This window comes from Aeromonas sp. S18(2024) (assembly GCF_041402525.1).
Lineage (GTDB): Bacteria > Pseudomonadota > Gammaproteobacteria > Enterobacterales > Aeromonadaceae > Aeromonas > Aeromonas enteropelogenes.
Genome location: NZ_JBGLQV010000001.1, coordinates 135856 through 159935, shown reverse-complemented (window position 1 = coordinate 159935; position 24080 = coordinate 135856). Strand labels below are relative to the sequence as shown.

Sequence of the window (24080 nt, the reverse complement as noted above, 5' to 3'; positions counted from 1 at the left end):
GAAGAGGCGTGCTAGCTCAGGCACTCCGGCGCAGGGCCTGATGCTGGGCGGCACCGTTGATCACCGCCTGCAGGGAGGCGCTAACCACATCGCGGCCGATGGCCACCCCGCAGGTGCGGGTCCCATCGACGCTCAGCAGCACATAGGCGGCGGCGCGGGATTCGGTGCCGGCGGTGAGGGCGTGTTCGGAGTAGTCGAGCACGTCGATGTGCATGCCGGTGTGGCGTTGCCAGCCGTTGACCAGGGCCGTGATGGCCCCCTCCCCCTCACCGCACAGTTGCAAGGTGCCCGCCGGGGTCTGCAACTCCAGGCGCAGGCTCTCCTGGCTGTCGTGGCCGAGCTGGAAGCGGCCGATGCGATAGCCGTGGGCTGGTTCGAGGTAGTGGCGCTCGAACAGGACGCGGATCTGCTCCGGGCTCACCTCGCTGCTGCAAGCCTCGGCCTCGGCCTGTACCCGGCGGCTGAAGTCAATTTGCAGCCAGCGTGGCAACTGCAGACCAAGGTCGCGCTCCAGCAGGTAGGTGACGCCCCCCTTGCCGGACTGGCTGTTGATGCGGATCACCGCCTCGTAACTGCGACCGAGATCGGCAGGATCGATGGGCAGGTAAGCCACGTCCCAGTAGTGATCCGGTTTTTCTGCCGCGAGAGACTTGCGGATGGCATCCTGGTGGCTGCCGGAAAACGCGGTGTAGACCAGCTCGCCGGCATAGGGGTGGCGCGGGTGCAGGGCAATCTGGGTGCAGGCCCCCACGGTGGCGACGATGGCATCCATGTCGGAGAGGTTGAGCTCGGGATCGATCCCCTGGCTGTAGAGGTTCATGGCCATGGTGACGATGTCCATGTTGCCGGTGCGCTCGCCGTTGCCGAGCAGGGTGCCCTCGATGCGATCCGCCCCCGCCAGCACCGCCAGCTCGGCGGCGGCCACCCCGCAGCCCCGATCGTTGTGGGTATGGATGGAGATGCTCACCTCGGGCCGCGCCTTCAAATTGCGGCAGAACCACTCCACCTGATCGGCAAACACGTTGGGGGTGCTCACCTCCACCGTGGCGGGCAGGTTCAGGATCATGGGGCGGGCAGCCGGGCGCCACTCATCGATAACGGCGTCGCACACCTCGACGGAGAACTCCACCTCGGTACTGCTGAAACTCTCCGGCGAGTACTGAAAGCTCCACTCGGTGCCCGGATTGCGGGCCGCATACTCCCGCACCCAGCGCGCCCCCTGCACGGCGATGGCCTTGACCCCGTCGCGACCTGTGTTGAACACATAGTTGCGCTGGGTCGGGTTGACCGAGTTGTAGACGTGGACGATGGCCCGCTTCGCCCCCTTGAGGGCCTCGAAGGTGCGGGCAATGAGATCTTCGCGCGCCTGCACCAGCACCTGGATGGTGACGTCGTCCGGAATCAGGTTGCGATCGATAAGTTCGCGTACGAAGTCGAAATCGGGCTGAGAAGCCGCCGGGAAGCCCACCTCGATGTGCTTGAAGCCGATGTGCACCATCAGCGCCCACATCTGCAGCTTCTGGGCCACCGTCATGGGCTCGACCAGCGCCTGGTTGCCGTCGCGCAGATCCACGGCGCACCAGAGCGGCGCCCGCTCCAGCACCCGGTTGGGCCACTGGCGATCCGCCAGGTTGATCACGGGGGCACGGCGGTATTTGCGATGATCGAAGCTCATATTCTGATTCCCTTGGCTGATATGCGAGGCGCCGGGCGACTGACAACGGGCGGGGCAAGGAGGGGAAGCGGGTTGACGCGGTAACGCCGGCCCTGACGAGTCGCGAGGCGGTAACCCCGCGACCGGTTTTCCGGTGGCCCCGGTCGGTCACCGGGGCCGGCCGCTGCGGCCGGATAAGCCGCGGGCCTCGATCCTCTCGCACTATACCCGGGGGCATGTCGGTGCAGACGACCTTGTTTGTATGAGAACCCAGTATAGGGAGGCCGGGAGGGCGAGAGATTGCTAAGATTGCTTCATTTGCCGCTATATTGGCAATATTTGCCAACAAAAACCCTATATTAAGGGTTACTCTCACCTCCTCTCGCCCTGTTATTCTGGATGACACCTTCATCGGGCTGACACACGGACAATAAAAAAACCCCGCCATCGCTGGCGGGGTCTTGCGTGCATCGCAGTGGGCAGTCTCCTGCCCGCGTCTACACCTTAGCGGTTGTTCACCTTCTCGTGCAGCTCCTGCACCGAGTTCACGTTGGCGGTGGCATCGACGCTGATGGCCATGCAGGTGGCGAAGGCCGCGTGCAGCGTGGTGGTGTAGGCCACCTTGTGCTGCAGGGCGCCGCGGCGCAGCTGCTTGGAGTCCTCGATGGCCTGACGCCCCTCGGCGGTGTTGACGATGTAGGTGTACTCGCCGTTCTTGATGCGATCCAAGATGTGCGGACGACCCTCATGCACCTTGTTCACCAGGCGCGGGTTGATGCTCGCTTCCCCCAGGGTCACCGCAGTGCCGTGAGTGGCGTCGAGGTCATAACCGAGCTCCAGCAGCTTGGCGGCCAGGTTGACCACCCGCTCCTTGTCGCCGTGGCGCACGGAGAGCAGGGCGCGACCTTCGCGCGGCACCTGGTGACCGGCACCCAGCTGGGCCTTGGCGTAAGCTTCGGCGAAGCTGCTGCCCACCCCCATGACTTCACCGGTGGAGCGCATCTCCGGCCCCAGCAGCGGGTCGACACCCGGGAACTTGGCGAACGGCAGCACCACTTCCTTCACGGAGTAGTAAGGCGGGATTATCTCGCTGGTGAAGCCTTGTTCCTTGAGGCTCTGACCGGCCATCACGCGGGCGGCAATCTTGGCCAGCGGTGCGCCGGTGGCCTTGGAGACGAACGGCACGGTCCGGGCGGCACGGGGGTTCACCTCGATGAGGTAGATCTCGTTGTCTTTGACCGCGAACTGCACGTTCATCAGGCCCACCACGCCAAGCTCCAGGGCCAGTTTGCGCACCTGCTCGCGCATCTCGTCCTGGATGGCCTTGGACAGGGTGTAGGGCGGCAGGGAGCAGGCGGAGTCACCGGAGTGGATACCGGCCTGTTCGATGTGCTCCATGATGCCACCGATGACCACGTCGGTGCCGTCGCAGATGGCGTCCACGTCCACCTCGGTGGCGTCGTCCAGGAAGCGGTCCAGCAGCACAGGCGACTCGTTGGAGACGCTCACCGCCTCGGCGAAGTAGCGGCGCAGATCCTGCTCGTCATAGACGATTTCCATGGCGCGGCCACCCAGCACGTAGGAGGGGCGAACCACCAGCGGGTAGGTGATGCGCGAGGCCAAAGTAACGGCCTGCTCCAAGGCGGTAACAGTGCCGTTTTCCGGCTGCTTGAGGCCCAAACGCTCCACGGCGGACTGGAAGCGCTCGCGATCTTCCGCGCGGTCGATGGCATCCGGGCTCGTGCCAATCACCGGCACGCCGTTCGCTTCCAATGCCCGCGCAAGCTTCAGCGGAGTCTGGCCGCCGTACTGGACGATGACGCCCTTGGGCTGCTCGACCCGCACGATTTCCAGCACGTCTTCCAAGGTGACCGGCTCGAAGTAGAGGCGGTCGGAGGTGTCATAGTCGGTGGAGACGGTCTCCGGGTTGCAGTTGACCATGATGGTCTCGTAACCGTCTTCGCGCAGGGCCAGCGCCGCGTGCACGCAGCAGTAGTCGAACTCGATGCCCTGGCCGATACGGTTCGGGCCGCCACCGATGACCATGATCTTGTCACGGTTGGTGGGGTTGGCCTCGCACTCCTCGTCATAGCTGGAGTACATGTAGGCGGTATTGGTGGCGAACTCGGCCGCGCAGGTATCGACCCGCTTGTAGACCGGGAAGATGTTGTGGCGGGCACGCAATTTACGCACTTCACCTTCGGCCACGCCCAGGATCTTGGCCAGACGGGCGTCGGCAAAGCCCTTGCGCTTGAGGCTGCGCAGGAAGTCGGCATCGAGACCGGCCATGCCGCGCTCTTTCACCTGTTCTTCGAGTTTGACCAGCTCTTCAATCTGCACCAGGAACCAGGGGTCAATCTTGGTCAGGCGGAACACGCCATCCATGGAGAGACCGGCACGGAAGGCATCGGCGATGTAGAAGATGCGATCGCTGCCGGCATCCTGCAGCTCGTGGCGGATGCGGGTCAGGGAGTCAGGGGCATTGAGGTCGACCATGGGGTCGAAGCCGGTCTTGCCGGTCTCGAGGCCGCGCAGGGCCTTGTGCAGGGACTCCTGGAAGTTGCGGCCGATGGCCATCACTTCGCCCACGGACTTCATCTGGGTAGTCAGACGGTCGTTGGCGCCGGCAAACTTCTCGAAGTTGAAGCGCGGTACCTTGGTGACCACGTAGTCGATGGCTGGCTCGAAGGAGGCCGGAGTGCGACCGCCGGTGATGTCGTTCATCAGCTCGTCCAGGGTGTAACCGATGGCGAGCTTGGCGGCGATCTTGGCGATGGGGAAACCGGTCGCCTTGGAGGCGAGCGCGGAGGAGCGGGAGACCCGTGGGTTCATCTCGATGATGACCATGCGGCCATCTTTCGGGTTGATGCCGAACTGGACGTTGGAACCGCCGGTCTCGACACCGATCTCGCGCAGTACCGCCATGGAGGCGTTGCGCATGATCTGGTACTCCTTGTCGGTCAGGGTCTGGGCCGGCGCAACTGTGATGGAGTCACCTGTGTGGATGCCCATGGGGTCGAAGTTCTCGATGGCGCAGACGATGATGCAGTTGTCGTTGCGATCGCGCACCACCTCCATCTCGTACTCTTTCCAGCCGATCAGCGACTCATCGATAAGCAGCTCTTTCGTTGGCGACAGGTCCAGGCCCCGTTCGCAGATCTCGACGAACTCTTCGGTGTTGTAGGCGATGCCGCCGCCCGAGCCACCCATGGTGAAGGAGGGGCGGATGATGCAAGGGAAGCCCACTTCCGCCTGCACTTTCCACGCCTCTTCCATGTTGTGGGCGATGCCGGCGCGCGGGCACTCCAGGCCGATGCTGCGCATGGCCTTGTCAAAGCGGGAGCGATCTTCGGCCTTGTCGATGGCATCGGCGGTGGCGCCGATCATCTCGACACCGAACTCGGCCAGCACGCCGTGCTGCTCCAGCGCCAGGGCGCAGTTGAGAGCAGTCTGGCCACCCATGGTGGGCAGGATGGCGTCCGGGCGCTCTTTCTTGATGATCTCGCGCACCACTTCCCAGGTGATGGGCTCGATGTAGGTGGCGTCGGCCATCTCCGGGTCGGTCATGATGGTGGCCGGGTTGGAGTTCACCAGGATGACGCGGTAGCCCTCTTCTTTCAGGGCCTTGCACGCCTGGGCGCCGGAGTAGTCGAATTCGCAGGCCTGGCCGATGACGATGGGGCCGGCGCCGAGGATCAAGATGCTCTGTAGGTCGTTACGTTTTGGCATGAAACTCTTTCCTTTTCCTTAGGCGCGATACTGCTTAATCAATTCAATAAAGTGGTCGAACAGACCGGCACAGTCGTGCGGACCCGGGCTCGCTTCGGGGTGGCCCTGGAAGCTGAAGGCCGGGCGGTCGGTGCGATGGATGCCCTGCAGGGAGCCATCGAACAGGGAGACGTGGGTCGCACGCAGGCACTCGGGCAGGGTCTGCTCGTCCACCGCAAAGCCGTGGTTCTGGGCGGTGATCATCACTGTGTTGTCATCCAGACTCTTCACCGGGTGGTTGGCGCCGTGGTGGCCAAACTTCATCTTCACGGTCTTGGCACCGGAGGCCAGGCCCAGCAGCTGGTGGCCCAGGCAGATACCGAACACCGGAGTGTTGGTATTAAGGAAGGCCTTGATGGCAGTGATCGCGTAGTCGCACGGCTCGGGGTCACCGGGACCGTTGGAGAGGAAGATGCCATCCGGGTTCATCGCCAGCACCTCGGCAGCCGGGGTCTTGGCCGGCACCACGGTCAGGCGGCAGCCACGATCCACCAGCATGCGCAGGATGTTGCGCTTGACGCCGAAGTCATAGGCCACCACGTGATATTTCAGCTGGTCGGCATCCGGGGTGACGTGCCCCTTGCCAAGCTGCCAGCTCCCCTCGGTCCAGTTGTATGCCTCGGCGACGGTCACTTCCTTGGCCAAGTCCATCCCCTTCAAACCGGGGAAGGCGCGCGCCTGTTCGAGGGCGTACGCTTCTGCACTTGCTTCAATGCCCTGCTTGCCCGCCACTTCTTTGCCGGCATAAATGCAACCGGCCTGGGCGCCTTTCTCGCGCAGGATGCGGGTCAGTTTGCGGGTGTCGATGTCGGCGATGCCAACGATATTGTGGGACTTGAGGTAATCGGAGAGGGATTGCTGATTGCGGAAATTGGAGGCAAGTATCGGAAGGTCGCGGATGATCAGGCCTTGGGCATGGATCTGGGTGGACTCTTCATCTTCGCTGTTGGTGCCGGTGTTGCCTATATGGGGGTAAGTGAGGGTAACGATCTGACGGGAATAAGAGGGATCGGTGAGGATTTCCTGATAGCCCGTCATCGACGTATTGAAAACCACTTCACCAACGGAACATCCCTCGGCGCCTATCGACACGCCTTTGAACACAGTTCCATCTTCCAGCACTAGCAATGCAGTGTGATTCAAGACAACCTCCAGTTATTTAGCTTTAAATTCAGCAATTTACCTGGGTGTTGCGGGCTCGGTTCCGGTCTTTGACAGGACTCGAACCCGGCAGATTTCTGGCAAATTGGGCGCATTCTACTTAAAAAAAGTGGCATTTCAACGTCTTTTCTCTGACGAAATGCATCTAAATTCAATAAACAAGCAACATTACCCATTATCTATGCACTTTTTGCCTTTGCAACCCCCACCATCAAAAGAAAATGAAAAACCACCACCAAAAGCAACACCCAATGCGTCAATAGACACAGAAATCAAATTTAACCACAATAAAAACAACAAATTAAAAAATAACACAAAAACAAACCTGACCTGATATCGCACATTTAATCGAAGAAGATTTTCCAGAACGCATAGAAAACGTTTTTCTTGCTTTGCATTTTTAGTCTGTTTTGGTGAATGTAAAAAAATGGCTAAAAGGGGGATTTTTGACCGCAATATCGTCACGAGCCGATGACAATCCGGAGAGGGAAAATTGGGGAGCAGCGAGAATAGTAAGAATTTATGGCAATTCAAGCAAGAAAGCGACCATAAAGCCTATTTTGGTAGATAAAGTGGGAGTGGACGAGCAATCCCCCCGGCAGAGCGGGGGGATGAAGAGTGTGTTACTTGAGGCCCAGTACATCCTGCATGTCATACAGACCGACTTGCTGGCCACTGAGCCACTTGCCCGCCCGCACGGCACCGTTGGCAAAGGTAAGGCGGCTGGAGGCCTTGTGGCTGATCTCCACCCGCTCGCCGATGTCGGCAAACATGACGGTGTGCTCTCCCACCAGATCGCCGGCGCGAATGGTGGCAAAGCCGATGGTGTTGCGATCCCGCTCGCCGGTGATCCCCTCGCGGCCATAGACGGCGCACTCCTTGAGATCGCGGCCCAGCGTTTTCGCCACGACTTCCCCCATGGAGAGGGCGGTGCCGGACGGTGCATCCACCTTGTGTCTGTGGTGCCCCTCGATGATCTCGATGTCGGTGTAATCCCCCATCACCCTGGCGGCCTGCTCCAGCAGCTTGAACACCAGGTTGACGCCCACCGAATAGTTGGAGGCAAACACGATGCCGATCTCCTTGCCCGCTTCGTTGAGGGCCGCCTTGCCCGCCTCGTCGAAGCCGGTAGTGCCGATCACCATCCGCTTGTTGTGGGCCAGGGCGAACGCCAGGTTGGCCAGGGTCACTTCGGGACGGGTGAAGTCGATGATGAGATCAAAATCGTCACGCACCTTGTCCAGGCTGTCACTGATGGCCACCCCAAGACGGCCCAACCCGTTGAGTTCACCCGCATCCAGACCAATCACGGCAGAGCCCGGCCGTTCCAGCGCTGCACCGACCACTACCCCCTCGGCATTGGTAATGGCTTCCAGCAGCACCTTGCCCATACGACCATTACAGCCCATCACGGCCACACGGATCGGATTGTCCATCTCCACCCTCTCTTCTCTTTATTAAGGAAAGAGACCGTTTTACCAGCCCGCGTTGCCTTTGAAAAGCCCGGTGTGGGCCAGGGCTCACACCCGACAAAACAACGAGATATTTAAATAAAACCGAATATTTGACGGATTAGTACCAATGTACAAAATCCCCTGATAAAAACCCCTATCCATCTGGACGTCCATCTTGACCCATCAACCCTGACTCACTACTGTAGACCCCCCAACCGGGGCAGGATGCCCCCCTGTTTTTCCCCTATTCGCTTCAGATTTCGGCACAAAACAGCAAACGACAGGAGGTCATTGTTCAATTTCAGAGGAACACATGATCCAGACTCAACCCAGTGCCAAGGCCCTGCTGCCCCTGCTGGTCTTTCTCGCCCTCTTTATCGGTACCGGTACCTGGCTGACCCTGCAAGGGGTCGAGTTTGCCTTCTACCAACTGCCCGCCCCCGTCGCCGCCCTGCCCGCCGTGATGCTGGCCCTGATGCTGGGCAAAGAGGGATTCAACAAAAATCTCGAGACCTTCTTCAAGGGGGTCGGCCACAGCAACATCATGGCGATGTGCCTCATCTATCTGCTGGCGGGCGCCTTTGCCAGCGTGGCCAAGGCCACCGGCGGGGTGGATGCCACGGTCGCGCTCGGTCTGTCGTTGATCCCGGGCTGGTTCCTGCTGCCGGGGCTCTTCCTCATCTCTGCCTTTATTGCCACCGCCATGGGTACCTCCATGGGTACCATAGGCGCCGTGGCACCTGTGGCGCTGGGCGTCGCCCAGGCCGCCGGCATCGACCCCATACTGATGGCGGGCACCATCCTCTCCGGCGCCATGTTTGGCGACAACCTCTCCATCATCTCCGACACCACTATCGCCGCGACCCGCAGCCAGGGCTGCGAGATGAAGGACAAGTTCCGCGAGAACGTCAAAATCGCCGCCCCTGCCGCCATCGGCGTGATCCTGCTCTATCTGACCCTGGGGTCGGTGGGCGAGGCCCCTGCCAGCAACACGGCCATCGAGCTGTTCAAGGTAATGCCCTACCTGCTGATCCTGGGTCTGGCCCTGGCCGGGGTGAATGTGTTCGTGGTGCTGGGGATTGGCATTCTGGCCGCCGGCCTCGTCGGCCTGTTCAACGGCTATGAGCTTGGCCAGTTCAGCAAGGACATCTATCAGGGCTTTACCGGTATGCAGGAGATCTTCCTGCTCTCCATGCTGATCGGCGGCCTCGGCGCCCTGATGGAGCGCCAGGGGGGGCTGGCCTGGATCAGCACCCGCATCGCGGCCCTGATCGCCCGCTTCACCCGGGAGCACAGTGGCGAGCAGAACGAGAAGGCGGCCGAGCTGGGCATTGCCGGGGTGGTGGGCCTCACCAACCTCTGCACCGCCAACAACACGGTCGCCATTATTGTCGCCAGCAAGGTAGCCCGGGATCTGGCGGAGCACCACGGTGTCACCCCGCGCCGCGCCGCCTCCATGCTGGATATCTTCTCCTGCGTGGTGCAGGGGCTTATCCCCTGGGGAGCCCAGGCGCTGCTGCTCGGCTCCATCTTCGCGCTCTCGCCCCTGTCGGTGGTGAGCATGAGCTTCTACCCCATGGCACTGGCCCTGGCCGCCCTGGCGGCAGTGTTCATCAAGCACCAGATGCGCCAGCGTTGATCCCGCCGGCACCGGTCATGGCCTTGTCCGGTGCCGTTTGCCACTCTGGCCTCCCCTGATCCGCCGGAGTAATGTGTTAAGGTAAGGCGCTTTCCCCTGCGCAGCCATTCTCGAGGTGCCCCATGCAAGAGTCCCAGCCCGAACGTCAATCCCTGCGCCAACTGGTGAGGACGCGCAGAAAGAGCCTGACCCACGCCGAGCAGCAGCAGGCGGCCCAAGAGCTGCTGGCCCGCTTCAAGGAGCACCCCGAGATCCTGGCGGCCAAACGCATCGCGCTCTATCTGGCCAACGACGGAGAGATCAATCCCCTCCCCGCCATCCACTGGCTCTGGGCCCAGCAAAAAGAGGTCTACCTGCCGGTGCTGCACCCTTTCACCCCGGGCCACCTGCTCTTCTTGCGCTACACCGCCACCAGCCCCATGGTGCGCAACCGCTACGGCATTGAGGAGCCTGAACTCGATGTGCTGCAGGTGGTGCCCCACAGTACGCTCGACCTTATTTGCACGCCCCTGGTTGCCTTCGATGCCGAAGGCAACCGCCTCGGCATGGGGGGCGGCTATTACGATCGCACCCTCGCTTGCTGGCACGAACACAGAATGGGACCCAAGCCCCTTGGCATCGCCCACGACTGCCAACAGGTGGAGGCGGTGCCGCAAGAGGAGTGGGACGTGCCCCTGCCCCAGATCATCACCCCGGGACGCTGCTGGCGTTTCGAGTAGAGCCGCCAGGCTCCACTCCCCCTGAATCCAGTTAACAGATCAAGGTAAATGGGGAATAAACAGGCAAACGATTTACATCTTGCGGTTTTTTGCCCCGGAACGTGAGCCTGGTGGTCGCTCCGGGGGGACGGCTTGGATATAATGCGCCCGCTTTTTTCTTAAGGAACGATCATGACTCAAGATGAAATGAAGAAGGCGGCCGGTTGGGCTGCGCTCAAGTATGTGGTTCCCGGTACCATAGTCGGGGTCGGCACTGGCTCTACCGTCAACCACTTTATCGACGCGCTGGCGACCATGAAGGACGAGATCAAGGGAGCCGTCTCCAGCTCCGTGGCCTCCACCGAGCGTCTCAAGGGCTTTGGCATCCCGGTGTTTGATCTCAACGAGATCGACGCCCTTTCCGTCTACGTGGATGGCGCCGACGAGATCAACGCCACCCGTGACATGATCAAGGGCGGTGGCGCGGCCCTGACCCGCGAGAAGATCGTCGCCGCCGTGGCCGATCAGTTCATCTGCATCATCGACAACACCAAGACGGTCGACGTGCTGGGCACCTTCCCGCTGCCGGTCGAAGTGATCCCCATGGCCCGCGAATACGTGGCCCGCGAAATCAGAAAGCTTGGCGGCAATCCGGTCTGGCGTGAAGGGGTGGTCACCGACAACGGCAACCACATTCTGGACGTGAAAGGCATGGCCATCACAGATGCCAAGGGGCTGGAAGTACAGCTCAACGCGATCGTCGGCGTGGTCACCAACGGCCTGTTCGCCCACCGCGGTGCAGACGTGGTGCTGATTGGTACTCCCGATGGGGTCATCACCCAATAATCGCTCTGCGAATGAATGACGGCGCCTGATGGCGCCGTTTTTGTTTATTCCTCAACGAGTTGCAAGGTATTGCATGCAACTATCGTTGAAAACTTCAAAAAATTTGACTTTCGTCACAAATATTCCCTCTCCCGCACGTTTTTGCTACTTTACGGTTTTCTTCACACACCATACCTGCACTCGCGTTGCACACTTACAGAGGGATCGACATGACCGCCAAGTTTTCACTGGACAAGGATAAAATCAAGGTACTGCTGCTGGAGGGGGTTCACCCCAACACGGTAGAGACCTTCCGTGCCGCAGGTTACACCAGTGTGGAGTATCTCAAGACCTCGCTGTCCGAGGAGGAGCTGATCGAACGGGTACGCGATGTTCACTTCATCGGCCTGCGCTCGCGCACCCAGATCACCGAGAAGGTGCTGGATGCCGCCAACAAGCTGGTCGCCATCGGCTGCTTCTGCATCGGCACCAACCAGGTCGAGCTGGACGCAGCCCAGATCCGCGGCATTCCGGTGTTCAACGCCCCCTTCTCCAACACCCGTTCGGTCGCCGAACTGGTACTTGGCGAGATCCTGCTGCTGTTGCGCGGCATCCCTGAGAAGAATGCCAAATGCCATCGCGGGGTGTGGGAGAAACTCGCCAACCGCTCGGTGGAGGCCCGCGGCAAGAAGCTCGGCATCATCGGCTACGGCCACATCGGTACTCAGCTTGGCATCATCGCCGAGAGCATCGGCATGAAAGTTTACTACTACGACATCGAGAACAAGCTCTCGCTGGGCAACGCCATCCAGGTGCCCAACATGGTCGAGCTGCTCAACATGTCCGACGTCATCAGCCTGCACGTACCGGAGACCCCTTCCACCAAGGATCTTATCGGTGCCGAGCAGCTGCGCATGATGAAACCGGGCGCCATCTTCATCAACGCCTCCCGCGGCACAGTCGTGGACATCGATGCTCTGGCTGACGTCATCAAGAGCGGCCACATCTCCGGCGCCGCCATCGACGTCTTCCCGAGCGAACCCAAGTCCAACGACGAGGAGTTCATGACCCCGCTGCGCGGTCTGGACAACGTGATCCTGACTCCGCACATCGGCGGCTCGACCCAGGAGGCGCAGGAAAACATCGGTCTGGAAGTGGCCAACAAGCTCATCAAATACTCCGACAACGGCTCCACCCTCTCCGCCGTCAACTTCCCGGAAGTCTCCCTGCCGGGTCACAAGGGCTCCAGCCGCCTGCTGCACATTCACCGCAACCAGCCCGGCGTAATGAACAAGATCAACCAAATCTTCGCCGAAGAGGGGATCAACATCGCCGGTCAATACCTGCAGACCAGCAGCCACATCGGTTACGTGGTGATCGATGTCGAGACCGAGCACAGCGAGAAGGCGCTGGCCAAGCTCAAAGAAATCGACGGCACCATTCGTGCGCGGATCCTGCACTGATGGCGTGAGTCCAGCCCAGCAAAAAGCCCGTCATGATGACGGGCTTTTTTATTTTATGGCGCTCGCTTAATGAAGGCTGGCTTACCACCACCCCAGCAGATTGCGCCCCACCAGCGCCCCCCACACCAGGGCGTTGAGGGCCAGCGCGATAAAGACGGCAGCGGAGCCCAGATCCTTGGCGCGGCCGGAGAGTTCATGGTGCTCGGGGCCGATGCGATCCACCACCGCCTCGATGGCGGAGTTGAGCACCTCGACGATCACCACCAGCCAGCTGATGATGACCAGCAACAGGATCTGGTTGAGGGTCTCCCCCACCCAGAACGTCAGCGGCATCAGCAACAGAATAAGCATCAGCTCCTGACGAAATGCGGCCTCATTGATCCAGGCAGACTTGAGCCCTTTCATGCTGTAACCGGTTGCCTTGATGATACGGGTAACCCCGGTTGCCCCTGGCTTTGCCACGCTATCTACCTCATTTGGTATCGATTTTGGCCTCACATCCTATCAGAGCCCCCCAAGGTTTCAATCGGTGGACTTTTGCTTTATTTTATCCCTTTGCATTTTCGCCCCTGCGGCTGACACCACCCACTCGAGACTTGAGTTGTATGTCCATTCACACAGATGAATTGCGCACCCGTCGCCTGGAGTCACTGATCACTCCGAGCGAGCTCGCACACGCTTTCCCGATCAACGATACCATTGCCCAGAATCTGCTGGATGCCCGTCGCGAAGTGGAAGCCATTCTGGCCGGAGAGGATCAGCGCCTGCTGGCCATCGTCGGCCCCTGCTCCATCCATGATCCTGCCGCCGCCCATGAGTATGCCCGTCGCCTCAACCGCCTGCGCGAGCAGTATAAAGAGAGCCTGTGCATCGTGATGCGCACCTATTTCGAGAAGCCGCGCACCATCGTCGGCTGGAAGGGGCTTATCAACGATCCGCGCCTCGACGGCAGCTTTGACGTCAATGAAGGGCTGAAGCTGGCCCGCAAACTGCTGGTCGACATCAACGAGATCGGCCTGCCCACCGCCACCGAATTCCTCGACATGGTGACCGGCCAGTACATTGCCGACCTCATCACCTGGGGCGCCATCGGTGCCCGCACCACAGAATCCCAGGTACACCGCGAGATGGCCTCTGCCCTCTCCTGCCCGGTTGGCTTCAAGAACGGCACCGACGGCAACACTCGCATCGCCATCGATGCGGTGCGCGCCGCCCGTCACAGCCACATCTTCTATTCCCCGGACAAGGACGGCAAGATGACCATCTACCGTACCGCCGGCAACCCCTATGGCCACGTGATCCTGCGTGGCGGCCACCGCCCCAATTACGATACCGCCAGCATCGACGAGGCCTGCGAAGCCTTGGCCGACGTGGGACTGCCTGAGCGTCTGGTGGTGGATTTCAGCCACGGCAACAGCATGAAGGATCACCGTCGCCAGCTGCTGGTGGCTCAGGATATCTGCGATCAGCTGCGCCGTGGCCGCACCGGCATCGCCGGCATCATGGCCGAAAGCTTCCTGATGGAAGGGCGCCAGGATGTGGAGAACGGCTGCGCCGCCACCTTCGGCCAGAGCATCACCGATGCCTGCCTCTCTTGGGACGATACCGAGACCCTGCTGGCCATGCTGGCCGAGGCCGCCCAGGTGCGTCTGCACAAGTTGGGCTGAGCCTCGTCAGAACGTACAATAAATAAAGAAGGGCCAGACATCCTGCATGTCTGGCCCTTCTCTTATTAGGCAAACCCCGCTTACAAACTGGGCATAAACCAGACCCGGCCACCCGCCTCTATGCGCTCTGTTCTTATCTGGAACACCTGCTCCAGCAGCGCCTGGTCCACCAGCTCGACCCCGCCCTCGCTCACCACACGCCCCTGCTGTAGGCAGAGGATGCGATCCGCCCAGTCGATGGCCAAATTGATGTCGTGGATGGCGATCACCACCAGCAGCCCCTGACAGGCTACCGTCTTCAGCAGCCGCAGCAAGGCCAGCTGATGGTGCAGGTCCAGCCCGGCCAGAGGTTCATCGAGCAGCAGGATGCGCCCCGCCAGATTGAGCCCGGGCCACACCTGCAGCAGGGTACGGGCAATCAGCACGCGCTGCTGTTCGCCGCCGGACAGCCGGCTGAAATCCCGCGCAAGCAAATCATCCAGCTCCAGTGCCTCGCACAGGGCCTGAATAGCCTCGCGCTGGCGGGCTGGCTCACTCCCCTCGTCCAGCCCCAGACTCAACACCTGAAACACCGGGATATGAAACAGCTGTGGCTGGCGCTGGGGCAACATGGCGCGGCGGCGGGCGAGCGCCTGCCAACCAAGGTCAGTGAGCACTTCCCCATCCAGCAAGACGTCTCCTTGCGCAGGCAAAATGCCGGCCAGGGCGCCGAGCAGGGTCGATTTGCCGCTGCCATTGGGGCCGAGCAGGGCCACCAATTGGCCGCTCGTCCAGGCGAGATTAAGAGGGGCCAGCCGCGCTGGAATGGCGAGGGCGCGGGCCTCAATCAGAGGCGCGGCATCATTGTGGCACTCAGGTGTTGGCATGGACATCTTGCCTCAACAGCAGATATATAAAGAGCGGGGCCCCGACCGAGGCGGTGATGACGCCAATGGGCAACTCACCGGCACTCAAGGCCGAGCGAGCAACCAGATCGGATGCCAGCAACAGGGCGCCGCCCCCCAGCGCCGAGGCAGGCAGCAAGAAGCGCTGATCGCTGCCGCCACACAAGCGCAGCAGATGGGGCACCACCAGGCCGACAAAACCGATGACGCCGCACAGGGACACCGCCACCCCGGTGAGCAGACAGACCGCCAGCACCAATCGCACCCGCATCCTGTCCACATCCAGCCCCATCAGGCGGGCCTGGGTCTCTCCCAGCAGCAGTTGCTGCAGCGCCTTGCCCTGCCAGCAGAGCCAGCCCAGGGTGAGCGGCAACAGCAGCCACCACCAGGCGATCTGCTGGCTGCCATAAGAGAGACTGCCCATCATCCAGAACATGAATTCGCGCAAAGAGGCATCGTCGGCAAAGTACATCAGCCAGGTCATGGCCGCATTGGTGAGAATGCCGATGGCGACCCCGAACAGCAGCAGCCTGGCATGACCGAGCCGGGCACGGCGCGCCAGCCGGATCAGCATCATGGTCACCAGCAGGGCCCCGCCAAAGGCGGCAAGGGACAAGCCCCAACCCGGCAGATAGACGCCGAGGGATTTGGCCACCGCCATCGATAGCATGGCCGCCAGCCCAGCTCCGCTCGAGACGCCGAGCAGGCCGGGTTCGGCCACCGGGTTATGCAACATCACTTGCAGCACGGCGCCGCCACAGGCGAGCGCGGCTCCCGCCAGCAGGGCCAGCAGGGCGCGCGGCAGGCGCAGCTCCAGCAGGATGCGCTGCTCCAGCTCGCCAAGGGGTTGCCAGGGCAGCAGCACAAACTCCCCCCAGGCGAGGGAACAGACAAAGAGCAACAGGGTCAACAGGGCGAGGCCAAAGAGCCAGCGCCGCTGCCAGCGTTGCTGGCGGGCGAGCAAAGAGAGGTACACGCAAGATCCCCGAACATGAAGGCACAACCTTGCCACCGCTGTCGGCCAGACAGGGCAAGGTTGCAGGAAAAGGGCATGATAACAGTGGCTTGCCACCCAAGGTCAAGGCTGGTAGTGACTGGCCATCTGCTTTATGTCGCCGCTCTCCACCAGACGCTGCAAGGCGGTGCTCAGGGCGGACTTTTGCGCCTGATGGGGTGAGCGCTTGCTCATGCCAAGGTAGAGGGTCACCGGACTGTCCGGGCGGTAGTCCGCCTTGCCAAGACGCTCCCCGTCACCCTGGCGCAGTGCGTAATCAACCTGACAATCGGTGCCTATCATCAGCGGCAGGTGGCCCCGCTGCACCATGCGAAGCAGCTGATCCTCGGTCGGCACCCCGTGCTTGTTGAGTGCGGGATCAGAGTCAAAGGGTTCGAAGTAGGCGGACTTGAGCACATAGCCCACCTCCATTCCAGCCAGATCCCGATACTGGCGGATACCGGCCACCGTGGCGGGCTTGCCATAAAAAGCGGGCCAGCACTGGTAATAGGCGGGTTGCAGATAATCGATGAAGGCGGCGCGTTCGGCGGTGTGAGCCAGACCAATCATGAGATCGACCTGGCCGGATTCCATCTGCTTGAGAGCCCTGCCCCAGGGCATGCGCCGGATCTGCAACTGGATGCCGCTCTCCTTCTGCAGACGCTGCAGGATCTCCACATCGAGTCCTTGCAACTCGCCATCCGGTTGCAGGATCCGAAAAGGGGGCCAGAGATCGGTGGCGACCGTCAGGGTCGGAGCACCTTGAGCCAGGCAGGCAAACAGCAGACCAAGCACACCCCAGCTTGTCTTGCCCATTCGGTTGGATCCTTGTGTTGCGCTATCCATGATTGACTAAAAATACCCTGACCGCCCACTTATGAAAACCCATGGTTCAGAGATAAAATGCAATTGATTTTAAAGGAGAACCTAATGAACCCAATCTTTACCAGTATCGGTCTGTTGCTGTGTAGCAACGTTTTCATGACCTTTGCCTGGTACGCCCACCTCAAGAGTATGAACCACAAACCCTGGATCATTGCGGCGCTGGTGAGCTGGGGCATCGCCCTGTTTGAATACCTGTTGCAAGTGCCCGCCAACCGCATCGGCCATACCGTCATGAGCGTGGGGCAGCTCAAGATCCTGCAGGAGGTGATCACCCTCACCGTATTCGTCCCCTTCTCCATCTTCTATCTCAAGGAAGATCTGAAATGGGACTACCTCTGGGCCGGGCTGTGCATCCTGGGGGCGGTCTTTTTTGTTTTTCGCGAGAAACTCACCGGCGCCTGACGCTGTACACTCAATAACATCCCCGTTAACGGCATCTCCTTGATAGACGAGGCAAAACAATGGAATTGCGAGACATGCTACAGATCCTGGCCAAGCAGGACGGCTCAGACCTTTATCTGTCAACCGGCGCCCCCCCCTGCGCCAAGTTCAACGGGGTGTTGCGCCCGCTGACCGAGACGCCCCTCAATCCGGGAGATGTAGCGAGCATCGCCGACGCCATCATGGACAAGGAGCAGAAGGAGCAGTTCGAGCGGGAGCTGGAGATGAACCTCGCCATCTCCCTGCCCCAGGTAGGCCGCTTTCGGATCAACATCTTCAAGCAGCGCAACGAAGTCTCCCTGGTGGCACGCAACATCAAAACCGAGATCCCGCGCTTTGAAGATCTCAAACTCCCCCCCGTGCTGCTCGACACCATCATGGAAAAACGGGGCCTGGTGCTGTTCGTCGGGGGTACCGGCTCGGGCAAATCCACCTCACTGGCGGCCCTTATCGATCACCGCAACCGCAACAGCGGCGGCCACATCATCACCATTGAGGATCCGGTAGAGTTCGTTCACCGCCACCGCAAGAGCATCATCAACCAGCGCGAAGTTGGGGTCGATACCCGCAGCTTCCACGCCGCCCTGAAAAACACCCTGCGCCAGGCGCCGGACGTGATCCTCATCGGGGAAATTCGTGATCGCGAGACCATGGAGCACGCCCTGGCCTTCTCGGAAACCGGTCACCTCGCCATCTCCACCCTGCACGCCAACAACGCCAACCAGGCGCTGGACCGCATCATCAACTTCTTCCCGGAAGAGCGACGCCCGCAATTGCTCAACGATCTCGGCAACAACCTCAAAGCATTTGTCTCCCAACGGCTGGTGAAGACCTCGGACGGCGGTCGCCGGGCGGCGGTGGAGATCATGCTTGGCACTCACACCATACGTGACATGGTCAAACGGGGTGAATTTGGCGGCCTGAAGGAGGTGATGGAGAAATCCAAGGCCCTCGGCATGGTCACCTTCGACAGCGCCCTGTTCGATCTGGTGGTGGAAGGGGTGATCGATGAAGAAGAAGCAGTGAAAAACGCCGACTCGGCCAATAACCTGCGCCTCAAGATCAAGTTGTGGCGGGAGAAGGGCCAGATCGCCAGCAGCAGCGATGCCACCGGCTGGAGCCTCGAACCCACCAAGGATGAGAAAGACGACCTCTTCTGATCCAGCGCAGTTCAAGCACAGCCTCGTCAACCAAGGGGTTGTGCTTCTTTCCTCTTCTGTCACCGCCGCCCTAGCACCAGCGCCGCACCCGCTGGCAGTACTGGGCATACTCATCCCCGAAGCGAGCCTGCAACAACCGCTCTTCCGGGATGATCTGGAAGCGGGTCAACCAGGCCACCAGCAATACCGGTCCCAGCCAAACCCAGACGCCCCCCAGATAACAACCCCAGGCCAGCAGCCAGCAGAGCAGCCCCAGATACATGGGATTGCGACTGATACGATAGACACCGCAAGTGACCAGATGGCGAGTATGATGCGGCCGGGTCGGACTGACGGTGGTCTGGTGGTGGTGAAAGCGCTGCAGAGCCCCGAATCCAAACAAGGCGCCCAACGCTACCAGCAGGGCCCCCAAGCCCCATTGCCAGCCCGCAGGCTCCCCACCACCGCGCATTCCCCACATGGCCGCAGCAGACAGGGTAAAGATCAGCGGGGGGGGCAGACGTAACTCCAAATTGACCATTTTATTCCTCTGACAAGTGTCGCACGACGCTCGGTTGCGATAGACTCTCCATCACTCGGCAATCGCCGAGCCGTCGCCAAGATCATAATAATAACAACAAGTTGTCGCTAAACCGCTACGCTAGTATCGGCACTATCCCAACTCGAATAAAAAAGGAACGTCTATGCACAAGAAAACCCTACTCGCTACCCTGATCTTCGGTCTGCTGGCTGGTCAAGCCGTCGCTGCCCCCTATCTCCCTCTTGCCAATGACCATCGCAACGGTCAGGAGCAGACTGCCGCCAATGCCTGGCTGGAAGTGGATCTGGCCGCCTTTGAGCACAACATCCAGACCCTGAAGGAGCGCCTGGGTGACAAGGGCCCGCAGATCTGCGCCATCATGAAGGCCGACGCCTACGGTCACGGCATCGATCTGCTGGTGCCCTCCGTGGTCAAGGCGGGCATCCCCTGCATCGGCATCGCCAGCAACGAAGAGGCCCGCGTGGCCCGCGAGAAGGGCTTCGAGGGTCGTCTGATGCGGGTCCGTGCCGCCACCCCGGATGAGGTTGAGCAGGCCCTGCCCTACAAGATGGAAGAGCTGGTTGGCAGCCTGGCCAGCGCCCAGGGGATCGCCGACATCGCCAAGCGCCACAACACCAACATTCCGGTGCATATTGGTCTCAACTCCGCCGGCATGAGCCGCAACGGCATCGACCTGCGTCTGGCCGATTCCAAGGAAGATGCGCTGGCCATGCTCAAGCTCAAGGGGATCACCCCGGTCGGCATCATGACCCACTTCCCGGTGGAAGAGAAAGAGGACGTCAAGCTGGGTCTGGCTCAGTTCAAACAGGACTACCAGTGGCTGATCGACGCCGGCAAACTGGATCGCAGCAAGCTCACCATCCACGCCGCCAACTCCTTCGCCACCCTGGAAGTGCCGGAAGCCTACTTTGACATGGTGCGCCCGGGCGGCATCATCTATGGCGACACCATCCCCTCCTACACCGAGTACAAGAAAGTGATGGCGTTCAAGACCCAGGTTGCCTCCGTCAACCACTACCCGGCGGGCAACACCGTCGGCTATGACCGCACCTTCACCCTCAAGCGCGACTCCCTGCTCGCCAACCTGCCACTGGGTTACTCCGACGGCTACCGCCGTGCGCTCAGCAACAAGGCCTATGTACTGATCCAGGGCCAGAAGGTACCGGTCGTCGGCAAGACCTCCATGAACACCATCATGGTGGACGTGACCGATCTGAAAGGGGTCAAACCCGGTGACGAGGTGGTGCTGTTTGGCCGCCAGGGTGACGCCGAGGTGAAACAGGCGGATCTCGAGGAGTACAACGGCGCTCTGCTGGCGGACATGTACACCGTCTGGGGCTACACCAATCCCAAGAAGATCAAGCAGTAAGCATCGACCTTAAAACAAGGGCTCCCTAGGGAGCCCTTTTTACTTGTGCCTTTTGATATACCTTACGCCGTCTTCTTACGGGTCACCCAGAGGCTCAGCCCCATGGAAGCCAGCAGGATCAGCGCTACTACGCTCAGTGCGATGCCACTCAGGGGGATCTTGAACAGATCCCCCCAAATTATTTACAGCGCCTTCAAGCGGTCTTTTTACGAGTCACCCAGAGGCTCAGTCCCATGGAAGCCAGCAGGATCAGGGCCACGACACCCAGCGCAATGCCGGTCGGGATCTTGAACACATCCAGCAGCAGCATCTTGACCCCGATAAACATCAGGATCAGCGCCAGGCCGTATTTGAGCAGGGCGAAGCGCTCGGCGACACCGGCCAGCAGGAAATACATGGCGCGCAGCCCCATGATGGCGAAGATGTTGGAGGTGAGCACGATGAAGGGATCCGTGGTCACCGCAAAGATGGCCGGGATGCTGTCCACAGCGAAGATGAGATCGCTCACCTCCACCAGCACCAGAATAAGCAGCAGCGGCGTGGCGTAGCGCACACCATCACGCCAGACGAAGAAGTTCTCCCCCTCCAGGGTTTCGGTGACCTTGAAGCGGCGGCGCATCCAGCCGAGCAGGGCGTTGTTCTCGAGATCCGGCTCCTTGTCGGCCGCCCACAGCATCTTGGCACCGGTCAGCAGCAGGAAGGCGCCGAACAGATAGAGGATCCAGTGGAACTGCTCGATGAGCCAGCTGCCCGCGAATACCATGCCGGCGCGCATGACGATGGCACCCAGTACCCCGTAGAGCAGTACCCGGCGCTGCAGCTCGGCCGGAATGGCAAAGTAGCCGAACAGCATCAGCCAGACGAAGACATTGTCCACCGCCAGCGCCTTCTCGATAAGGTAGCCGGTGAGAAACTCCAGCCCCTTCTGGTTGGCTATTTCGCGCCCGGCACTGTGATCCAGCCAGAGCCAGATGGCCAGGTTGAACAAGAGCGCTACGCTCACCCAGACGAGGGACCAGATACCCGCCTCCTTGAGGGATACCTTGTGTGCCTTGCCGCCGCCGACAAAACGAATGTCAATCCATAACAGGACCAGCACTATGCTGAAGAAACCTGTCCACATCCACCATTCACCCATATTCACTTCTCCCCAAAACAACAAAACCCACGGCCGGGAGGCAGTGGGTTTGCGTCTGGAGCAGATACACCTTGCCTCTCGGCAAGGTCTCACTTACAGCCAATTTGCATCGACTGCCCGGCTGCCGGGTGCACTGCAGGAAAAGGTGTGCACCGTAATGACGACAAACCGGCGAGAAGTTACTCCCCTTGTTGCGGCGGATAGTAACAGCCTCGAAAGGTAACGCCAAGAGGCATCTTCACCCCCACACAAAAAATAAAAAGGGCGCCACATGGGCGCCCTCTTCTCATGCTCCAATCAGAGCGGATCCACCTTGAGGCAGGAGACCGCGTGGTCAAAATTACCTTCAAGCTGGGGCCGGGTCTTGGCACACTCGGGACCCGCCACCGGGCAGCGGGTGCGGAACACACAGCCGGACGGCGGGTTCATGGGCGACGGCAGATCCCCCTCCAGGATCTGAATGGTCTTGCTGCGCTCCAGATCCGGGTCCGGGACGGGCACCGCCGACATCAGTGCCTTGGTGTAAGGGTGCAGCGGATTGGCGAAGATCTCCTTGCGGGTTCCCAGCTCAACCGCGTTGCCCAGATACATCACCAGCACCCGATCCGAGATGTGTTTGACCACAGACAGATCATGGGCGATGAAGATGAGCGACAGTCCCATCTCCTTTTGCAAGGATTTGAGCAGGTTCACCACCTGGGCCTGGATCGAGACGTCGAGCGCCGAGACCGGCTCGTCACAGATGATCATCTTTGGCTCCAGGATCAGGGCCCGGGCAATCCCGATGCGCTGGCACTGGCCGCCGGAAAACTCGTGGGGATAGCGGTTCACCAGGTTTGGCAACAGGCCCACCTTGCTCATCATGGCGCGCACCCGCTCTTTCACCTCCTCCTTCGCAAGATTTGGATAAAAGGTGATGAGGGGTTCGGCGATGATGTCGCCTATGGTCATGCGCGGGTTGAGGGAGGCCAGCGGGTCCTGGAAGATCATCTGGATCTCTTTACGCTTCTCCCGCAGCGCCTTCTGGTCGAGCTTGGTCAGATCGTTGCCAAGCCACACCACCTTGCCGTCGGTGGCCGGCACCAGGCCGATGATGGCGCGAGCGAAGGTGGACTTGCCGCAGCCCGACTCCCCAACCACCCCCAGGGTCTCCCCTTCGTAGAGGCGCAGGGTCACCCCGTCCACCGCCTTCAGGGCCGAGGGTTTGGCCCAGGGCCATGCCTTGCCGCTTTTGATGCTGAAGTGAACCTTGAGGTCGGACACCTCCAGCAGCAGTTTCTTGTCAGTACCCATTTAGTTCACTCCCTTGATGATGGCATCCGAAACCCAGTGGCAAGCCCGCTCCCGCCCGTTGTTGAACGGGGTCAGGATGGGTGATTGCTGGCCGCAAATCTCGCTCACCCGGTGGCAGCGCTCCTGGAAGGGGCAGCCGGTGGGCAGACGCAGCAGGTTGGGCGGATTGCCCGGGATAGTGGGCAGCTCTTCCCCTTCGGTATCGAGGCGGGGAATGGCGCGCAGCAGGCCTTCGGTATAGGGGTGGCTCGGACGATAGAAGATATCATCCACCTTGCCATACTCCATGGTGCGACCGGCGTACATCACCAGCACCTTGTCACAGATGCCGGCCACCACGCCAAGGTCGTGGGTGATCATGATGATGGCGGTGTTGAACTCACGCTTGAGTTCGTTCATCAGGGTCATGATCTGGGCCTGCACCGTCACGTCGAGCGCCGTGGTCGGCTCGTCGGCGATCAGCAGCTGGGGCCGGCACAAGAGCGCCATGGCGATCATCACCCGCTGGCGCATGCCGCCGGAAAACTCATGCGGGTACATGCCCATGCGCTTGCGCGCCTCGGGGATCTTCACCGCATCCAGCATGCGCACCGACTCTTCAAACGCCTCGGCCTTGCTCACCCCCTTGTGCAGCATCAGCACTTCCATCAGCTGATCCTGCACCTTCATGTAGGGGTTCAGCGAGGTCATGGGGTCCTGGAAGATCATGGCGATCTTCTCGGCGCGGATCTTGTTGAGCTTGGACTCCGGCAGGTTCAGGATCTCGTCGCCCTGAAACTTGGCAGAGCCGGTGATGACACCGTTCTTGGCGAGCAGCCCCATGATGGCAAACGCGGTCTGTGATTTGCCCGAGCCGGACTCACCGACGATGCCCAGGGTCTCGCCCGCCGCCAGTGAAAAGTTGAGGTCGTTGACCGCCACCACATTGCCGTCCGGGGTCTTGAACTCGACCCGCAGATCTTTTACATCCAGTAACTTCATAAAAACTCCTTATCGATCTTTCGTGACGTATTCCTGTCGATCCGATGCGCTATCCGCCAGATTGA

The 24080-nt window shown here is 60.8% G+C and carries 20 protein-coding genes; 8 read left to right on the top strand and 12 right to left on the bottom strand.

The window, feature by feature from the left end:
* Nucleotides 1-16 precede the first annotated feature (16 nt).
* The 4 genes from leuA to dapB all read right to left on the bottom strand — a co-directional run bounded on the left by leuA (nt 17) and on the right by dapB (nt 8019).
* Nucleotides 17-1675, bottom strand: a complete 1659-nt coding sequence (leuA, locus tag ACB034_RS00650) for a 2-isopropylmalate synthase (protein WP_371171809.1) — start codon at nt 1673-1675, stop codon at nt 17-19.
* A gap of 483 nt (nt 1676-2158) precedes the next feature.
* Nucleotides 2159-5383 (bottom strand): carbamoyl-phosphate synthase large subunit, encoded by a 3225-nt coding sequence (carB, locus tag ACB034_RS00645; protein ID WP_371171808.1) that lies wholly within the window; start codon nt 5381-5383, stop codon nt 2159-2161.
* 18 nt (nt 5384-5401) lie between these two features.
* Nucleotides 5402-6565, bottom strand: a complete 1164-nt coding sequence (carA, locus tag ACB034_RS00640) for a glutamine-hydrolyzing carbamoyl-phosphate synthase small subunit (RefSeq protein WP_042069900.1) — start codon at nt 6563-6565, stop codon at nt 5402-5404.
* 641 nt (nt 6566-7206) lie between these two features.
* On the bottom strand, nt 7207-8019 hold the full coding sequence (gene dapB / locus ACB034_RS00635; RefSeq protein ID WP_342013605.1) for a 4-hydroxy-tetrahydrodipicolinate reductase: 813 nt from the start codon (nt 8017-8019) through the stop codon (nt 7207-7209).
* 331 nt (nt 8020-8350) lie between these two features.
* On the opposite strand from dapB, the gene ACB034_RS00630 reads away from it, so the two are divergent.
* From ACB034_RS00630 to serA, 4 genes are all read left to right on the top strand, one after another.
* On the top strand, nt 8351-9676 hold the full coding sequence (locus ACB034_RS00630; RefSeq protein WP_342013604.1) for a Na+/H+ antiporter NhaC family protein: 1326 nt from the start codon (nt 8351-8353) through the stop codon (nt 9674-9676).
* A 122-nt stretch (nt 9677-9798) separates the two neighbouring features.
* Nucleotides 9799-10395, top strand: a complete 597-nt coding sequence (locus tag ACB034_RS00625) for a 5-formyltetrahydrofolate cyclo-ligase (RefSeq protein WP_026456867.1) — start codon at nt 9799-9801, stop codon at nt 10393-10395.
* A 171-nt stretch (nt 10396-10566) separates the two neighbouring features.
* Nucleotides 10567-11220, top strand: coding sequence for a ribose-5-phosphate isomerase RpiA (gene rpiA / locus ACB034_RS00620; protein ID WP_026456868.1), 654 nt, complete (start codon nt 10567-10569; stop codon nt 11218-11220).
* Between the two features lie 209 nt (nt 11221-11429).
* Entirely contained in the window at nt 11430-12662 is a 1233-nt protein-coding gene (serA, locus tag ACB034_RS00615; RefSeq protein ID WP_026456869.1) for a phosphoglycerate dehydrogenase, read from the top strand.
* Nucleotides 12663-12743: 81 nt separating this feature from the next.
* On the opposite strand, the gene ACB034_RS00610 is transcribed toward serA, so the two are convergent.
* The gene (locus ACB034_RS00610; protein WP_042069907.1) at nt 12744-13124 is read right to left on the bottom strand and encodes a diacylglycerol kinase; all 381 of its coding nucleotides are present in this window, start codon (nt 13122-13124) and stop codon (nt 12744-12746) included.
* 143 nt (nt 13125-13267) lie between these two features.
* Here ACB034_RS00610 and ACB034_RS00605 point away from each other — a divergent pair, with 143 nt between their 5' ends.
* A complete protein-coding gene (locus tag ACB034_RS00605; RefSeq protein ID WP_371171807.1) occupies nt 13268-14329 on the top strand; it encodes a 3-deoxy-7-phosphoheptulonate synthase in 1062 nt (353 codons plus the stop codon).
* An 80-nt stretch (nt 14330-14409) separates the two neighbouring features.
* Here the strand turns inward: ACB034_RS00605 and ACB034_RS00600 are convergent, their stop codons facing one another.
* The 3 genes from ACB034_RS00600 to ACB034_RS00590 all read right to left on the bottom strand — a co-directional run bounded on the left by ACB034_RS00600 (nt 14410) and on the right by ACB034_RS00590 (nt 17023).
* The gene (locus tag ACB034_RS00600) at nt 14410-15195 is read right to left on the bottom strand and encodes an ATP-binding cassette domain-containing protein (RefSeq protein ID WP_371172056.1); all 786 of its coding nucleotides are present in this window, start codon (nt 15193-15195) and stop codon (nt 14410-14412) included.
* Nucleotides 15182-16189: a vitamin B12 ABC transporter permease BtuC gene (gene btuC / locus ACB034_RS00595; RefSeq protein ID WP_371171806.1), complete on the bottom strand. Its 1008-nt coding sequence runs from the start codon at nt 16187-16189 to the stop codon at nt 15182-15184. The genes ACB034_RS00600 and btuC overlap by 14 nt, the downstream gene beginning before the upstream one ends.
* A gap of 102 nt (nt 16190-16291) precedes the next feature.
* Nucleotides 16292-17023 (bottom strand): substrate-binding periplasmic protein, encoded by a 732-nt coding sequence (locus tag ACB034_RS00590; protein ID WP_371171805.1) that lies wholly within the window; start codon nt 17021-17023, stop codon nt 16292-16294.
* Between the two features lie 114 nt (nt 17024-17137).
* Between ACB034_RS00590 and ACB034_RS00585 the strand changes: the two genes are divergently transcribed.
* Both ACB034_RS00585 and tapW read left to right on the top strand, forming a co-directional pair.
* Nucleotides 17138-17494, top strand: coding sequence for a DMT family protein (locus tag ACB034_RS00585; RefSeq protein WP_005337656.1), 357 nt, complete (start codon nt 17138-17140; stop codon nt 17492-17494).
* 59 nt (nt 17495-17553) lie between these two features.
* Nucleotides 17554-18693, top strand: a complete 1140-nt coding sequence (gene tapW, locus ACB034_RS00580; protein WP_342013602.1) for a type IVa pilus ATPase TapW — start codon at nt 17554-17556, stop codon at nt 18691-18693.
* A gap of 70 nt (nt 18694-18763) precedes the next feature.
* On the opposite strand, the gene ACB034_RS00575 is transcribed toward tapW, so the two are convergent.
* The gene (locus tag ACB034_RS00575; protein WP_371171804.1) at nt 18764-19213 is read right to left on the bottom strand and encodes an isoprenylcysteine carboxylmethyltransferase family protein; all 450 of its coding nucleotides are present in this window, start codon (nt 19211-19213) and stop codon (nt 18764-18766) included.
* 163 nt (nt 19214-19376) lie between these two features.
* On the opposite strand from ACB034_RS00575, the gene alr reads away from it, so the two are divergent.
* On the top strand, nt 19377-20603 hold the full coding sequence (gene alr / locus ACB034_RS00570) for an alanine racemase (protein WP_124240141.1): 1227 nt from the start codon (nt 19377-19379) through the stop codon (nt 20601-20603).
* Nucleotides 20604-20796: 193 nt separating this feature from the next.
* Here the strand turns inward: alr and ACB034_RS00565 are convergent, their stop codons facing one another.
* The 3 genes from ACB034_RS00565 to ACB034_RS00555 all read right to left on the bottom strand — a co-directional run bounded on the left by ACB034_RS00565 (nt 20797) and on the right by ACB034_RS00555 (nt 24015).
* Nucleotides 20797-21741 (bottom strand): TerC family protein, encoded by a 945-nt coding sequence (locus ACB034_RS00565; protein WP_061475733.1) that lies wholly within the window; start codon nt 21739-21741, stop codon nt 20797-20799.
* Between the two features lie 297 nt (nt 21742-22038).
* Nucleotides 22039-23034 (bottom strand): murein tripeptide/oligopeptide ABC transporter ATP binding protein OppF, encoded by a 996-nt coding sequence (oppF, locus tag ACB034_RS00560; RefSeq protein WP_042028578.1) that lies wholly within the window; start codon nt 23032-23034, stop codon nt 22039-22041.
* Nucleotides 23035-24015 carry an ABC transporter ATP-binding protein gene (locus ACB034_RS00555; RefSeq protein ID WP_124240143.1) on the bottom strand — a complete coding sequence of 327 codons (981 nt, stop codon included), beginning with the start codon at nt 24013-24015 and terminating at the stop codon, nt 23035-23037.
* Between the last annotated feature and the right edge of the window lie 65 nt (nt 24016-24080).